The organism is Streptomyces sp. NPDC048275 (assembly GCF_040652275.1).
Classification (GTDB): domain Bacteria; phylum Actinomycetota; class Actinomycetes; order Streptomycetales; family Streptomycetaceae; genus Streptomyces.
This window is the reverse complement of record NZ_JBEZLR010000050.1, coordinates 20253-33291: the sequence shown is the minus strand read 5'-3', so window position 1 is coordinate 33291 and position 13039 is coordinate 20253. Positions and strand designations below refer to the sequence as shown.

At 70.4% G+C, this 13039-nt stretch carries 13 protein-coding genes and 1 pseudogene; 9 read left to right on the top strand and 5 right to left on the bottom strand.

Going from position 1 to position 13039, the window contains the following annotated elements:
* Positions 1-134: 134 nt before the first annotated feature.
* Positions 135-1223: an EamA family transporter gene (locus AB0D57_RS26750; protein ID WP_362077985.1), complete on the bottom strand. Its 1089-nt coding sequence runs from the start codon at positions 1221-1223 to the stop codon at positions 135-137.
* A 65-nt stretch (positions 1224-1288) separates the two neighbouring features.
* The gene (locus tag AB0D57_RS26745) at positions 1289-1870 is read right to left on the bottom strand and encodes a Clp protease N-terminal domain-containing protein (protein WP_362077982.1); all 582 of its coding nucleotides are present in this window, start codon (positions 1868-1870) and stop codon (positions 1289-1291) included.
* Positions 1871-2027: 157 nt separating this feature from the next.
* On the opposite strand from AB0D57_RS26745, the gene AB0D57_RS26740 reads away from it, so the two are divergent.
* Together AB0D57_RS26740 and AB0D57_RS26735 are read left to right on the top strand one after the other, a co-directional pair.
* Entirely contained in the window at positions 2028-2183 is a 156-nt protein-coding gene (locus AB0D57_RS26740; RefSeq protein WP_362077979.1) for a hypothetical protein, read from the top strand.
* Positions 2184-2285: 102 nt separating this feature from the next.
* The gene (locus AB0D57_RS26735; RefSeq protein WP_362077976.1) at positions 2286-2714 is read left to right on the top strand and encodes an SRPBCC family protein; all 429 of its coding nucleotides are present in this window, start codon (positions 2286-2288) and stop codon (positions 2712-2714) included.
* Between the two features lie 135 nt (positions 2715-2849).
* Here the strand turns inward: AB0D57_RS26735 and AB0D57_RS26730 are convergent, their stop codons facing one another.
* Positions 2850-3497: a PadR family transcriptional regulator gene (locus AB0D57_RS26730; RefSeq protein WP_362077973.1), complete on the bottom strand. Its 648-nt coding sequence runs from the start codon at positions 3495-3497 to the stop codon at positions 2850-2852.
* Between the two features lie 281 nt (positions 3498-3778).
* Between AB0D57_RS26730 and AB0D57_RS26725 the strand changes: the two genes are divergently transcribed.
* The 4 genes and pseudogenes from AB0D57_RS26725 to AB0D57_RS26710 all read left to right on the top strand — a co-directional run bounded on the left by AB0D57_RS26725 (position 3779) and on the right by AB0D57_RS26710 (position 6763).
* The gene (locus AB0D57_RS26725; RefSeq protein WP_362077970.1) at positions 3779-4291 is read left to right on the top strand and encodes a hypothetical protein; all 513 of its coding nucleotides are present in this window, start codon (positions 3779-3781) and stop codon (positions 4289-4291) included.
* A gap of 194 nt (positions 4292-4485) precedes the next feature.
* Positions 4486-4704, top strand: a complete 219-nt coding sequence (locus tag AB0D57_RS26720) for a hypothetical protein (RefSeq protein ID WP_362077967.1) — start codon at positions 4486-4488, stop codon at positions 4702-4704.
* A 974-nt stretch (positions 4705-5678) separates the two neighbouring features.
* Positions 5679-5780, top strand: a pseudogene (locus AB0D57_RS26715) (VOC family protein); the annotation flags it as partial.
* Between the two features lie 167 nt (positions 5781-5947).
* Positions 5948-6763, top strand: a complete 816-nt coding sequence (locus AB0D57_RS26710) for a PhzF family phenazine biosynthesis protein (protein WP_362077964.1) — start codon at positions 5948-5950, stop codon at positions 6761-6763.
* A gap of 123 nt (positions 6764-6886) precedes the next feature.
* On the opposite strand, the gene AB0D57_RS26705 is transcribed toward AB0D57_RS26710, so the two are convergent.
* Entirely contained in the window at positions 6887-7687 is an 801-nt protein-coding gene (locus AB0D57_RS26705; protein ID WP_362077961.1) for a type II CAAX endopeptidase family protein, read from the bottom strand.
* A 195-nt stretch (positions 7688-7882) separates the two neighbouring features.
* Here AB0D57_RS26705 and AB0D57_RS26700 point away from each other — a divergent pair, with 195 nt between their 5' ends.
* Positions 7883-9646 carry a substrate-binding and VWA domain-containing protein gene (locus AB0D57_RS26700; RefSeq protein ID WP_362077958.1) on the top strand — a complete coding sequence of 588 codons (1764 nt, stop codon included), beginning with the start codon at positions 7883-7885 and terminating at the stop codon, positions 9644-9646.
* A gap of 94 nt (positions 9647-9740) precedes the next feature.
* Here the strand turns inward: AB0D57_RS26700 and AB0D57_RS26695 are convergent, their stop codons facing one another.
* Positions 9741-11258 carry a glutamate--cysteine ligase gene (locus AB0D57_RS26695; protein ID WP_362077955.1) on the bottom strand — a complete coding sequence of 506 codons (1518 nt, stop codon included), beginning with the start codon at positions 11256-11258 and terminating at the stop codon, positions 9741-9743.
* Between the two features lie 530 nt (positions 11259-11788).
* On the opposite strand from AB0D57_RS26695, the gene AB0D57_RS26690 reads away from it, so the two are divergent.
* Together AB0D57_RS26690 and AB0D57_RS26685 are read left to right on the top strand one after the other, a co-directional pair.
* Positions 11789-12373 (top strand): hypothetical protein, encoded by a 585-nt coding sequence (locus AB0D57_RS26690; protein ID WP_362077952.1) that lies wholly within the window; start codon positions 11789-11791, stop codon positions 12371-12373.
* Between the two features lie 355 nt (positions 12374-12728).
* Positions 12729-12935, top strand: coding sequence for a DUF5999 family protein (locus tag AB0D57_RS26685; protein WP_362077949.1), 207 nt, complete (start codon positions 12729-12731; stop codon positions 12933-12935).
* The last annotated feature ends 104 nt before the right edge of the window (positions 12936-13039 follow it).

Here is a 13039-nt window from a genome sequence, read left to right as displayed (position 1 = left end):
CGGAAAGGTCCTTGGACTTCTTCTGCGGGCAGCACCGTTCCACCCGGTGGCTGTGCCGGGTCGGAATTCCGGAAGGCCCGCCTCAGGCGGCCGGAGGCGGAAGAACGAGTGCCTTCGAATGCATGATCAGCACCCTACGCAGCGCCGCCGCGGCCCGACAACTCTCTTTCGGAGCCTTCAAGAGCCGCCTTTCCCCATCCGGGGCCCTGGGCACCGACCTGCTCCCTTTCGGGGCCTTCAGGTCCGGCCTGCCCCGAACCCCCTGCGACCGGCCCCTCGGAAGTCTTGGCGGGCGCCGACGACTGCGCGATGAACGCGCCGACCAGCACCACCGCGCCACCGACGATCTGCGGCGCCGAGAGGTGCTCACCGAGCAGGACCCAGGCGAGAACGGTCGCGAGGACCGCCTCGAGGCAGGCCACGACGCCCGCGACCTGCGGGGAGAGCCTGCGTACGGAGAGCACTCCGGTGACGTACGCGACGACGGTCGCGATCAGCACGATCCAGGAGAGGAGCAGCGAGGCGGGAACCGACGTCCCGTTCATGTCCGCGCCGCCCGCGAGCACCGACCAGTCCATGGTCCAGGGACGTGCGACGACCGTCAGTACGAGGGCGCCGACGAGCAGGCCGTACGCGATGACGCCCAGCGGGTCCGGTGCCTCGTCGCCCGCGTCGCCTCCCTGGTCGGACAGGACGAAGTAGCCGACCTGGCAGCAGGCGGCGCCCAGGGCGAGCAGCAGCCCGACGGCGTCGAAACTCAGTCCCGACCAGACCTCGACGACGCAGGCAAGTCCGCCGACCGCGAGGACGACTCCTAGGGCCGCGGCGCGCGTCACCGGCCGGCGCTGCACGAACCGCACCCAGCCCAGCACGAGCGCGGGCGCGAGGTATTCGACGAGCAGGGCGACCCCGACCGGAATACGGGATATCGCCGCGAAGTAGCAGGCCTGGACGCCGGCCACGGCAAGCAGTCCGAAGCCGGCGAGCAGCGCGGGGTGCCGACGCACGAGAGCGCGATGGCGTACGGCCATCGGCAGCATCACCAGCGCGGCGCCCGCGACCCGCAGCCACACCACGTGGAGCGGGTCGAGCCCCGCCTCGATCAGTGGCTTCGCCGCGACGCCCGATCCGCCGAAGGCGACCGCCGAGGCGAGGGCAAGGCCCAGGCCGACGCTCTTGCCGCGGTTGCCCTGACTGCCCTGACTGCCCTGAGACGTATGCACCGGGACATGATGACAGGCGACGACATGAGCGTCACCCCCGATGACACCTGTCTCAACGACTGGACTCAGCAGCCCTGGCGGCCGCCCCCGACGTACTCCTCGAACTCGGCCCCGGTCTCGATCCGCAGCAGCAGCGCCGGGGCGTCGACACCCGCGCGCCCGAGCACCTCGACGGCCCGTGACTGCGGGTCGTCGAGGATCGCGGCGAGCAGATCGAGGCAGCGGGCCTGCCCGTCGCCCCTCAGCTCGGCGCGCTCGCAGGCGCCCTCCATGGCACCGGCCGCCACCGGGGACCAGCCTGCCTCGGCGGCAACCGGCGACTCGTCCGCCTCGGCAGCCACCGGTAGGGCGCCGGAGCTCTCGACGGTGCCCTGCCAACGCAACCCGTAGCCGATGCTGCGCTGCACGAGATAGCCGAGCAGCCGGGCGACCCGCGGGCCACCGTCGAACACGGCGCGCACCTGGGGGTCGGACTCCAGCAGTGAGTGCAGCAGATGGGCGGTGTCGATCTGCCGGTCCCCGTCCCGCAGCGCCCTTCTGCGCGCGCCGGAGACCACCGAGGCCAGCTCGGCACTGAGCCTGGCATCGAGTTCCGTGCGGTGGGAGCCGCTCTCGGCGGCCGACTGCGGAGGGATACGGGGTGGCACATCCCCCACCCCATCAGTCTCTGCACTCCGGGGCATCCTCGTCGGGCAGCATTTTCGGGTCCCACGCAAGGTGGGCACCCGAGAGCGCGTTCTCCTCCTTACGGATGACTTCGCGCCGTTACGCCCTCGGGGTGCGCGCCGCCTTGCTTCGCACCCCGTGCGCAACCGCGCCGCACCGGCACTCGTCCGTACACCCCCCGAGGACGCGCTGCTCGCCGATCTGTTCTGGGAAGCGTGGCACTGCCATGAGAAAGGGCCCTTCCCGCGCGCGTGGGACCTGTTCGACGCGGCGGCGACACGAAGGATGAACTGAGACCTGACAGTTCATCAGTATTGAATATTCCGGGGCCTGCGGCTACGTTCCGCGACACCGTAGCTGCGCCGGGCGCAGCGCCCGACACGAAGGGGTGGTCGCATGGCCGAAGTCAGCGCGGAAGCACGCGTCGAGGCGCCTGCCGAGAAGGTGTGGGCGCAGCTCACGGACTTCTCCTCGTACGGCGAGTGGAACTCGACTCACACCGACTTCCCGAAGGGCGGCCCCGCGTCACTCGAGGTCGGCGGCACCTTCGAGGAAAACATGAAGCTCATGGGCTTCCCGGCCGAGGTGAACTGGACCATCGAGGAGCTGGAGCCCGCCCGCACCCTGGCCATTCGCGGCAAGGGCCCGATGGCGGTGACGGTCGCCACCCGCTACACCCTGACCCCCGACGGCGACGCCACGACGGTGCGGATCGACGGGGAGTTCACCGGCGCGGCCGTCTCCCTGATGGCGGGCAAGCTCAAGGACTCGGCGACGGCCGCCCTCAACGAGTCGCTGCGCAAGCTGGCCGGACTGGTGACCTGAGCCCCGCACGTGACCTTGGACCGCACGTGATCCGAGACCCGCGCCGAGGCCGAGACCCGAGCCCAGCCCCGTACGCGGAAAGGCGCCCCGCGGAAACACTTCCACGGGGCGCCGTCAGGTACCACAGCATGCCCGTCAGTCCTCGTCGGCGAGGATCAGGTACAGCTTCTTGCGGGCATCGTTGATGACCGCCAGCGCCTTGTCGCGCTGGTCCTTGCTGCCGGTCTTCCAGACCTGGCCGAAGGCCTCCATGAGACCGAAGCCGGCCTGCCGGATCTCGTGCAGCGTCTCCCAGTCGACCCCGCGCCCGGCCTCTTCCCAAGGCGCGTCGGGTCCCGCGTCGGCCGCGGTACGACCCTCCTCGGTGAGCGAGAACAACTTCTTGCCACCCTCGGCCGCACTGGCGATGAGGCCCTCGTCCTCCAGCAACTGGAGGGTCGGGTAGACCGAACCCGGGCTGGGCTTCCACGCCCCGCCGCTGCGCTCGGCGATCTCCTGGATCATCTCGTAACCGTGCATGGGCCGGTCCTTGAGCAGAGCCAGGATCGACGCGCGTACGTCACCACGCCGCGCCCTGCCCCTCGGTCCGCCCCGGCCACCTCGCCCGCCCCAGGGGCCCGGGCCGAAGCCGGGTCCACCGAATCCGGGACCCCCGGGACCGCCCGGCCCGAAGGGCCCGAAAGCCCCACGCCGCCCCTCGAAGCCGCCCCGCTCACGCGGACCGGGTCCACCGCGGCGTCCATGCCCACGTTCGAATCCAAATTCCTGTCCATGGGAACGCATCGCAATCACTCCATTCCATCGTTGATCTGTCGCGATGCGTCAACGATATATCGGAATAGCTCACCTGACAACCCTCGAGCCCAGCCGGCCGCGTTGCAGCCGAGAATCCAGCCGGCGGGCACGGCCGGCTCGGGGCGCTCCCCCAACTCCAGTGCGTTGAACGGCTGATCACGGTCGGGGCGGGCGGCGGCGGTGTATCACCGCACCGGTTTCACCACCGTCGGTGCCCCTGAGAACGCTCTGAAACCGCGGTGAATGGGGGGTCGGCCACGCTCTCCGGCATGACGACGACCCCGCCAGGGGCAGCGAACCGGGAGGCGATCACCATGAACGGCGTACAGCTGATCCGTCGGCACGCGGCGGCCTTCGGGCGCTTCGCCGGGCTGGGCAGCGGGATCACCCTGGCGGCCTCGGCGGCCCTGGTCCTGCTTTCGCAGTGGATCCCGTGGATGGCGGCGAACGCGCTCACCACCGTCGCCTCCACCGTGGTCGCCACCGAACTGCACGCCCGCGTCTCCTTCGGCCACGGACGGCCCGGTCTGGCCGGCCACCTGAAGAGCGCGGCCACCATTGCCCTCGGCTGGCTGGTCACGTCCGCCGCGGTCGGCGCGCTGGCCGCGCTCCGTCCCGACGCCGGACTCGTCCTGCAGCAGACGGTGTACCTGTCGGCCACCGCGCTCGTCGGGATCGGCCGCTATCTCGTGCTGCGTCTGGCCGTGTTCGCGGAGCGCGCCCCGCAGCCCCGGACCGGCGGCGGCGTCCGGTTGCGGGCCGCGTACGACGCGGCGGCGTGAGGGCCGGCGGGGAAACTACTGCGGCCCGGGGTCGGGGCGGGCGGCGCGTCCCTCGGGGGACAACGAAGTCGGTCCGGTGCGGTGTCCTGGCCTCTTTGCCGGCAGGGCCGTCGTGGGCGCGCCGGGCAGGGGGCTCCGGCGGTGTGCGGGCGCCCCTGCGGCCCGGTGTCGGTCCTCGGCCGTAGCGTGTGCGCGTGACCCAACTCATGCAGACCTACTCCTACTTACGGCCCTCGGCCGTGCACGAATCCCCAGCCGGACGCACGCTCGCGCTGGAGACCTCCGGCGGTGCCACCCCGGCCGGAGAAGCGGCCAATCCCCGCTTCTTCAGCGGGTTTCTGACCGCGCCTGCCGCCGCGGCGACAGCGCTGCTCACGGTCGCCGACGTGGCCGCCGCCCGCTACTACCGTTGAAGCCGGTCATGCGCAAGGAACCCCGTGACGCCGTCGACTTCACCCAGTCCGACGTGTACGACGTGGCCAGGGCCCTGCGGGGCGACGAGCCGAGGGAGCGCGGCCTCACCGCCCACTTCAGGTTCAGCCACTCCTCCCCGGCCGGGGAGCTGCTGAGGGCGCGCCTGGCCGAGGCGATCGACATCGTCAAGGTCGACGCGCAGCCGTTCCTGCTGGCCGTGCCGACCGACGCCACCGGTGCGCTGGACGCCGCCGTACTCGTACAGCGGATCTCGGTGCTCGACAGGCTCGGCATCACGCCCGCGCCGGCCGACCTGGCCCAAGCGCTGCTGCGCGTCACCCCGACCGTGGACGAGAAGGTGCTGGGCGCGGCCGGGCGGCTGGGGTCCGACGCCGGGCAGCGGCTGGTCCAGTGGCTGCGCGAGGGCGGCCTGCCGCACCGGGACGCCGGCCCCGCGAACTGGCCCGACGCCCACTCGGGCGGGTACTCGACGGACTGGGTGAGCCACCTACGCCCCGAGCCGGCGCCCGGTCCCGCGCTGCTCCCGGCCGCCGAGACCCTGATGGAGCCGTACCGAAAGGGCGGTCTCTACGACCCGATGGTCCCCTTCTGGCCAGCCCAGCTCCCGCATCACCGCGAACTCGTGCTGGCCCGCGACTACTTCAGGTCCCGCGCTTCCATGCGGCGCTGGGCCCACGCCCTGCCGTTCGCCGCGGAGTCCGGCGGCCCGGCGGGATTCGCGCTGCACCTGGCAATGGCGTACACCCTCACGTACGACCAGCAGGGCGAGCGCGACGCGGCGGTGGACGCACTCCTCGTGCTCGCCGCGCGGGGGCAGCTGAACACCGAACTGCTCGGACAGCAGCTGGCCGAGATGCTGCGGCACTGGGGGATCGAGGCGAACCGGGTGACCGCCTCCCTGCGTACGGCGGCCGAGACAGGCGCGTACGCCACGATCTGGTCCGTGCTCGAACCCGTCGACGTCGGTCAGACCGGGGAGGAGTCCTGGCACACCCTCGCCGATCCCGAAGGCAACGAGTTCTGCCTGCTCAAGACCCGCCTCGCCCCACTCTGACGGCCCTCGTCGGCAACGAGGGCCGCACCCGGGTGGCGGGTGTACGGGCGACGTGCCCGGCCTGCAGTAGCAAGAGAAGCGCCATGCGATCGATCAAGACGGCAACCAGTCCAGCTCCCCGGAATTGGCCTTGTCCCGCGCCTCCGTAGGAGGGCTAGCGTCGGGCCATGCGGATTCGAATCGTCGACGCCTTCACCGACCGTCCCTTCACCGGCAACCCGGCCGGGGTCCTCCTCCTCGACCTCGACGCCTTCCCCGACGACGCCTGGCTCCAGAACGTGGCGTTGGAGGTCAACCACGCCGAGACGGCATTCGCGCACCGCCTCCCCGAGGGCGGTGACGCCGACTGGGCCCTGCGTTGGTTCACACCCGCCACCGAGGTCGCGATGTGCGGGCACGCCACACTGGCCACGGCACACGTCCTGCACACCACGGGCGCCCACCAGGGACCGGTGCGGTTCGCCACGCTCAGCGGCATCCTCATCGCCACGCCCCACGAGAACGGCTCCCTCACGCTGGACTTCCCCACCGCTCCGCTCACCCCGGTCGCGGTCCCGGACGGCGTCGCCGCGGCCCTGGGCGCCGAGCCGCTCACGGCGTTCGACACCGGCGTGAACATCGGCGACCTGGTGATCGAAGTAGCCGACGAGAAGACGGTCCGGGGGCTCGCTCCCGACCACAAGGCCCTCGCCCGGTACTCGACGCGCGGCATCATCGCGACCGCCCGCGCCGAAGACCCTTCCCGGGGCTACGACTTCGTCTCGCGCTGCTTCTTCCCGAACGTCGGCATCGACGAGGACCCTGTCACCGGCAGCGCCCACACGGCCCTGGCGCCCTACTGGTCCGAGCGCCTCGGCCGACCCGACCTCACCGGCCTGCAGGCCTCCCCGCGCTCCGGCCTCGTCCACACCGAGCTGCGCGGCGACCGCACGCTCCTCAGCGGCCGCGCGGTCACGGTCATCGAGGGCGAACTGCACGCGTGACGGCACGCGAAAGGGGCGTACGAAGGCTTGGTACGCCCCTTTCGCCACCCTCGTGCGCGCCCTTCGCCCTGAAGCCCTACATGCCTCACAGGCCACACAGGCCACACAGGCCACACACACTGCTCAGGCCGTGGGCAGCCACCCCACCTTCCCCGCCAGCAGCGCGTACCCCACGAACGCCCCGATATCGAGCACCGAGTGCGCGACCACGAGCGGTCCGACCCGACCCCAACGCCGGTACAGATAGACGAAGACCACACCCATCGCCATGTTGCCGACGAAGCCGCCGATGCCCTGGTAGAGGTGGTACGAGCCACGCAGCACCGAGCTCGCCACCAACGCGGCTCCCGGCGTCCAGCCCAACTGCCCAAGTCGGCGCAGCAGATACCCGACGACGATGACCTCCTCCAGCACGGCGTTCTGCACGGCCGACAGGATCAGCACCGGATACTTCCACCACACATCGGGCAACGCCTCAGGCACCACCGTGAGGTTGGCGCCGAACCCCCGGGCCGCCAGATAGAAGGCGATCCCCGTGCTGCCGATCACCGCCGCGATCACGGCCCCGCGCCCGAGGTCCGGCCAGGGCCGCGTGCGGTCGAATCCGATCACGCGCAGCCCCGTCCCCTCCCGCAGCAGGAAGTGCGCGACCAGCGCGACCGGCACCAGAGCCGACGCGATTCCGAACAACTGCCAGGCCAGATCCAGCCAGGGGCGCCCCGGTGCGGCCGAGGCGTTGAGGGTGGCCGCCTGGTCCTTGAGGCCCCCCGGTTTGGTGACCGACCCCACAAAGCTGATCAGTGCGGACACCCCGCTCGCACCGAGCGAGAGCCCCAGAACAAGCAGTGTCTCGTCCCGGAGAATCCATCGCGTCGGCCGCTCTCCAGGAAAAGAATCGGCCAGCGACCCCGCCTCCACCTGCACTCCCGCCTCCAGTTGTGTAATCCCGCCGCATCCCCATCTTCGCCCCGCTAGGGTCTCGAAAGAAGTTACGAAGATCGTGCGCGACAGGCCGTGGGGGACGGACGCCGTACGAGGCGTACCTCCCCCTTTTCTCCTGCCATACGGCCGTGCCGCGGCTCCAGGCTCACCGGCTCACCAGGGAGGGGCACCACCGTCATGGGACGTCACAGCTTGCCCGACGAGTACGGGGCGGGCGCGGCCGACCCCCGTCCACGCGCGCGCCGCCGCACGGTGGCCGTCGCGACCGTGCTGGTCCTCACGGTCGCCGCGGGCACGGCGGCCGCGGTCAATGGTGGCCTGCTCTCCTTCGCCTCGTCCTGTCAGGATGAGGCCGTGCGCCTCAAGATCGCCGCGTCGCCGGACCTGGCGCCCGCCCTGAGGGCCGCCGCCGAACACGCCCGCGACCGCAACATCACCTCCGACGGCCGTTGCATCGACGTCACGGTGACCGCCCGCGAGTCGTACAAGGTCGCCGACTCGCTGACGTCGGAAAAGGAGTCCGACGTCCAGGCCTGGGTACCGGACTCCGACCGGTGGGTGGACCAGGTCACCGGGGTGAGCAAGGCGACCCAGGTGACCAAGGCGGGCAACGCGGCGTCCTCGCCGGTCGGCGTCGCGATGGTCCCGTCGGCCGCGAAGTCTCTGGGGTGGCCCGACAAGACATACACCTGGACCGAGCTGGCCGGTGCCTCGATGCGGGACGATCAGCTGAGGCTCGGCGCGGCCGACCCGGCACGCAGCGCGACCGGCCTGCTCGCGCTGACCCAGCTCAGCACCGCCGCGGCCGGCACCAAGGGCGGCGACACCCAGGCGGCGGCCATGGCGAAGTCGCTCTCGCAGCGCACGTCCGACAGCGACAGCCAGGTCCTGGACACCCTCCCCCGCGACTCCTCCGGCACCGAGCAGGGCAACCCGAAGCGCAACCAGGCGCTCATCCTCTCCGAGCAGTCGGCGTTCGCCTACAACTCCTCGGCCGACCGCGGCGACAGACTCGACCTCTTCTACCCCAAGGACGGATCACCCCGGCTCGACTACCCGTTCGCGCTGGTCGACGAGGCGCGGCTGAGTACCGACGAGAGGCGCGCCGCGCTGCGGTTCATGACGCTGCTGGACGAGTCGGAGGGGCAAAAGATCCTGGAGCGGCACGGCTTCCGGACGGATGACGAGGACGTCTCCGCCGCGCTGGTCACCGAGGCCGGGGGCCGCTCCCCGCAGCCGTATGCGCGAGCCGCGGCCGAACCCGCCCCGGCAACGGCCCTCGACGAGGCGCTCGGCATGTGGACGATCACCGTCCAGAGCGCCCGGATCACCACGGTCGTCGACGCCTCCGGATCCATGTCGGAGCCGGTGCCGGGCACCGGCCGGTCCCGTATGGACGTCACCAGGGCCTCCCTGCTCCGAGCCCTCGCCACTTTCACCCCGGAGGACGAGATCGGGCTGTGGAGGTTCTCCACCCGCCTCGACGGCGACCGCGACTACCAGGTGCTGGTGCCGACCGAACGACTCGGCGACCGTGAGGGCACCGGCACCCAGCGGGACAAGCTGTCGGCGGCCTTCGGCGCCCTGGAGCCCGTCCCGGACGGGGCGACGGGCCTGTACGACACCACTCTGGCCGCCTACAAGGCGGCCACCTCCTCCTATGCGAAGGGGAAGTTCAACGCGCTGGTACTGCTGACCGACGGAGTCAACCAGGACCCGGGAAGCATCTCGCGGTCCGTCCTCGTCTCCCGATTGCAGCGGCTCACCGACCCGGAGCAGCCGGTGGCGCTGATCGCGATCGCCGTGGGTCCGGACGCCGACAAGGCGGAGGTCGAGGAAATCGCCAAGGCGACCGGCGGCTCCGGCCACCAGGTCAACGACCCCTCGCAGATCCACTCGGTGATGCTGAAGGCCATCGTGGAGGCAGGCAGCCCGGGGTGAGGCCCGACAAGCCGGAGCCAAGGCTGACGCCCGACCATGAGAGCCGAGCCCGAGGCCCGACCACGAGAACCAAGCCCGAGCCGGTGCCGCCCGGCTACCCGAGCGGCACCGGCTCCGGAAGCCCCACCGGCCAGGTGTGCACGGGCTCACCGAGGTGCATCAACTCGCCGTAGCGCCGGGTTGTGGCGGCCAGCGCCGCATCCCTCCCGAGCCCCTTCTCCAGGGCTTGGTGGAAGGTGGCCGCCTGCCAGGTGGCCCCGTTGACGCGCAGCCGGCAGCGCTCCTCGATCAAACCCAGGTAGAAGTCCCGGTCGGCGGGTTCGACGCCCCAGGCGTCCAGCCCCGCGGCGGCCAGCGGCAACAGCTCGTCACGGACCAGGTTCACCGCCTCGACCCACGTGGTGCCGCCATATCGACCACGCCGTGGCCACTCCAGGCGTGCGTCGATGCCGTGCCGGCACGCGGCGTCGAAATTGGCGGCGGCGGACGCGAACGACAGCCGTGTCCACACCGGCCGTGTCTCCTCCGCGAGCGCCCGGACGAGCCCGTAGTAGAAGGCCGCGTTGGCGATGACATCGTTGACGGTGGGGCCGGCGGGCAGGACGCGGTTCTCGACGCGCAGATGCGGGACGCCGTCGGCGACGCCGTATACGGGCCGGTTCCAGCGGTACACCGTGCCGTTGTGCAGCGAGAGTTCGGCGAGTTTGGGGACGCCTCCCTTGTCGAGGACCGCGAGCGGGTCCTCCTCGTCGCAGATGGGCAGCAAGGGCGGGAAGAAGCGCAGATTCTCCTCGAAGAGGTCGTACGCCGAGGAGATCCACCGCTCGCCGAACCAGGTACGCGGCCGCACCCCCTGGGCCTGCAGTTCCGGCGGTCGGGTGTCGGTGGACTGCAGGAACAGCGGTGGCCGCGACTCACGCCACAGCTCGTGCCCGAACAGGAAAGGCGAGTTGGCCCCGACGGCGACCTGCGCGGCGGCGACCGCCTGCGCCGCGTTCCACACATCCGCGAAGCGCGCCGGGGTGACCTGGAGGTGCAACTGCACGGAGGTGCAAGCGGCTTCGGGGGTGATGGACTTCGACGTACAGACCAGACGTTCCACACCCTCGATGTCGAGCGTGAAGTCCTCGCCGCGGGCAGCCACGATCTGGTCGTTGAGCAGGGTGTAGCGGTCGACGTCCGACAGATTCGAGGAGACCAGGTGGTCGCGGTCGAGTGTCGGCAGAATCCCGATCATCAGGATGCCGGCGTCGACTTCGGCTGCTTTTCGATGGGCATATGCGAGCGAGGTGCGCAGCTCCTCGGCCAGCCGGTCGAATACCCTTCCACCCAATCGATGTGGGGCTATGTTGACTTCCAGGTTGAACATGGCGAGTTCTGTTTGGAAATCTCGGCTCGCAATCCTTTCGAGTACTTGCGCATTCATCATTCTGGGCATGCCGTCGGATCCGGCGAGATTCAGCTCGATCTCCAAGCCCATGAGATTCTTGGGGCGATCGAACCGCTTCTCCTCCAGCAGCCGCTCCAGCCCCGTCAGACACCGCCGGAGCTTGCCGCGGTAACGCTGGCGATCGGACAGGTCGAGCTGCCCTGCCACGACCTTCTCCCCCATCGAAGCGTCCCTCCTCGAATGGGCAGGCCGATCCTCCGGCCCCTTCCGTCCCGGGGGATGATGCCCAGGCAACACGATCGATAACGCCCCGGACGGCTTCATCGACCGCTACGCTGGACATGCTGTCCGGAGGCACATTCACGAGGCATGCACCAGGGCGAAATTTCGGCCGGAAGCGATCTCGTGAAAAACGCCGACGAGAATCGGCCGACCGCTCCGACGAAGTATTCCGAGGTCACCTCCGCGCACCGGCACAGAATCGGGATGAACCTCTCGTTTCGCCGACCGAATACCGCCTTGCTCTTCATATTCAGGACGGCTAGACGAAACACCATCTGAACACGTGTCGTATAAACTCCGCGAACGAGGCAGAGAGTTGGCGCTCGCGGTCCTAGGTCCTGTCGTCAAGGTGACGTGCGGCAGGCGACACCCTGTCGGCAGATCCAGACCCCCCGCCCCTCGGACCCCGAGAGCTGACAGCGCCGTCCGCCCTCGCGCCACCATGCCTGTCGAATGAGAGGCGACCCACCATGCCGCTGCACGTACCCCCGGCTCCCGCGCCCGCCCTGCGCACCGTCCTCACGGCACTCGGTTCCCCCACCGCTGTCCGCGAGGCCCGTACTCCGTCCCTGCGCATGGCCCAGGGACCCGCCACCCCCGAACTCCCGCTGCCCGTACATGTCCTGGACCGAATCACACCGGCAGGCACGTCCACCGCCCGGCTCGCCGGATGGCGCTTCCTGATCCGCTGCGGCGACCGCGCGGTGGCCGCGGCCGACACCATGCTCACCCCCGACGGCTGGGCCTTCTCGCACTTCTTCGAAGGCCCGTACATCGCCGCCACCGAACGCGCCCTGCGCCAGGCCGAGAACATGAAGCAGTCGTACCAGCCACGTCTGTTGTCCGTTCCCGGGCTCTACATGCTCACCCTCTGGCTGCACGGCGACTGCGCCGCGGACGGCGCCACCGGCCACCCGGCCGCCACCGATCTCCTGGTGCCGCTCGCACCCGCCCCGCCCGGCATCGCCGCGCACCGCCCGCACCGCGTCGCCGAACTCCTCCCGGTCCTCACCCACCGCCTCACCTCCGCCCCACTGCTCAGCTCACCCGCGTAACCACCCGCGCGACCCCCCGTGCCCCGCCGCCGCCCCCTCGGCCGCGGGGCACGTCGCTCGTTCGGGCCCCAGCACGCTCGTACGAGGAAAAACGCGCCCGCGCCGCCACCGGACTAGCCCTATCCGACCACCTCTAACCACCCGAAGGGACAGCCCAGTTGGAATGAACCCTCCGCACGGGTGATGCGTCCTCAACCTGTGAGGAGCGCTCCTGCGAAATCCCTGCGGAACGAGTCCCGTAGGGCAACACTGGGTTCCAAACACACACCAACGGGGGGCGGCCATGAGTACTTCCAGCCGCGAAACAGACACCACAGCCTTCACTCACCTCACAACCCAGCGAAAGATCCCATCCATGTGCCAGCACCAGCCACTGTGTCCGTCAGCCGAATCCGCCGACCGGGAGTCCGCCCGTCTCGCGGCGCACCACCCGGAGCAGGGATGGAGCCTGCTGTGCAACGGCGTTCTGCTCTTCGAGGACACCGGTGAGCTCCTGCCGGACGGCCAGATCATCGCCCCGCACCGCCCACTGGGCAGCGAGCACGTGATGACAGCCGCCTGAGCCGCACAACCGGGTGGCTTTGACCGAGCCGCCCAGACATACGAGGGGCCGGCCCGGAGACATACTCTCCGAACCGGCCCCGACGCATGTCCAGGAGTGATGAC

Excerpts from the sequence above, each read along its gene's own strand:
- AB0D57_RS26735 (WP_362077976.1), top strand. The coding sequence starts at position 2,286 with ATGGCCGAAGTCAGCGCGGAAGCACGCGTCGAGGCGCCTGCCGAGAAG.
- AB0D57_RS26730 (WP_362077973.1), bottom strand. The coding sequence starts at position 3,497 with ATGCGTTCCCATGGACAGGAATTTGGATTCGAACGTGGGCATGGACGC.
- AB0D57_RS26725 (WP_362077970.1), top strand. The coding sequence starts at position 3,779 with ATGACGACGACCCCGCCAGGGGCAGCGAACCGGGAGGCGATCACCATG.
- AB0D57_RS26710 (WP_362077964.1), top strand. The coding sequence starts at position 5,948 with ATGCGGATTCGAATCGTCGACGCCTTCACCGACCGTCCCTTCACCGGC.
- AB0D57_RS26700 (WP_362077958.1), top strand. The coding sequence starts at position 7,883 with ATGGGACGTCACAGCTTGCCCGACGAGTACGGGGCGGGCGCGGCCGAC.
- AB0D57_RS26695 (WP_362077955.1), bottom strand. The coding sequence starts at position 11,258 with ATGGGGGAGAAGGTCGTGGCAGGGCAGCTCGACCTGTCCGATCGCCAG.
- AB0D57_RS26690 (WP_362077952.1), top strand. The coding sequence starts at position 11,789 with ATGCCGCTGCACGTACCCCCGGCTCCCGCGCCCGCCCTGCGCACCGTC.
- AB0D57_RS26685 (WP_362077949.1), top strand. The coding sequence starts at position 12,729 with ATGTGCCAGCACCAGCCACTGTGTCCGTCAGCCGAATCCGCCGACCGG.